2 protein-coding genes are annotated in these 1,279 nt (G+C 60.2%); both read right to left on the reverse strand.

What is annotated here, in order from left to right; translation table 11 throughout:
* Window positions 1-895 (reverse strand): IS5 family transposase (locus tag JQ628_RS34325; RefSeq protein WP_212231046.1); only part of this gene is annotated, 895 nt, incomplete at its 3' end.
* 191 nt (window positions 896-1,086) lie between these two features.
* On the reverse strand, window positions 1,087-1,279 hold a 193-nt coding region (locus tag JQ628_RS34330), incomplete at its 5' end, for a hypothetical protein (RefSeq protein ID WP_212231049.1).

The following is a 1,279-nucleotide window of genomic DNA, read 5'->3' on the forward strand; positions in this document are numbered from 1 at the left end:
GGGTGGTCCGTCCGTCGATGGCACTTTGGCGTCCGTTCGGATTGCCGCTGTTGTACTGGGCCACGTGTGGCGTGACGTTCAGCGCACGTAGCTTGGCTACATGGTCGGCGGTGTCATAGGCCTTGTCCTCGCCGACGGTGATGCGACGGCGGCTTTTTCGGGCCTTGGCCTTGAGCATGTCTTCCGACGCGCGCCGCTCGGCCGTTCCCGTGGCATGCGTGACCCGACCATCCACCGCCAGACGATTCCGGTTCTCCATGGTGACGTGTCCCATGTAGCAGAGCTTCGCCTCCCGCCCGGCAGCCTTCCGATAAAGCCGGCTGTCGGGATCGGTCACGCTGGCATGGGTGTCGTTCTTGCGCTTTTGTCCGTGGAAGTTCGCGCCATCGTCTCCGTCGCCGGACCCATCTTTCGGCCGGAAACTCTTGTGCGAGGCCCAGGCCTCGATCAGCGTCCCGTCCACCGAAAAATGCTCGTCCGAAAGCAGCGGCTTCACCTCGGGATGGTTCAGAAGCTTCGCCATGAACTTGGCGAACACCTCGCCTTTCTCCAACCGGGCGCGGTTCTTCGTAAACGTCGTCGGGTCCCAGACTGGATCGTCAGGTGCAAGCCCCACAAACCAGCGATACAGCAGATTGTAGTCCAACTGCTCCATCAATTGCCGTTCCGAGCGGATACCGTAAAAGACTTGCAGCAGCAGCGCACTCAGCAACTGTTCAGGGGGGATCGAGGGACGTCCTTCGTTCGAATAAAGCCGAGCAAGTGTGCGGTTCAGCTCCCCAAGAACGTCACGCACCAGCTCCCGGATCTTGCGAAGCGGGTGATCTTTCGGCACCCGCGCCTCGGGTGAAACATAGGAAAACAGGCCGCCCTGATCCTCGAACTTGCCCCGCATCCGATCCCCCGGAGATTCGCGACAAATCCTTGAATCACGAAATCGTCGCCAAAACGAGAGTTTTTCAGCAGACTGCTAGAGGACATGGTGGTCCAATTGGTTAGTCCGCCCAAACTCGCCGGCGTTCATGGCGATCGTTGGACAATGTCCGGATTTGGCTGCCGGCTCAACCGGTCGACGCAACGCAGGCGTTAAATCTCGCTGCTGGGGTTCGGACTTCCCTTTAGATGTGGCCGCCGAATCGTGGCGCCGTCCTTTCCTGCGATACAAGCCCCGGGGCTAACGGCCTCCTTCTCGGCTGACATGTCGATGGACTGCACCCAGCGGCTTGCAATGATCACGATGGCGCAGACCGCATAAGAGCACACCCCCAACGCATAGGTC

It is taken from the genome of Bradyrhizobium lablabi, from assembly GCF_018129385.1.
Taxonomy (GTDB): Bacteria; Pseudomonadota; Alphaproteobacteria; order Rhizobiales; family Xanthobacteraceae; genus Bradyrhizobium; species Bradyrhizobium lablabi_C.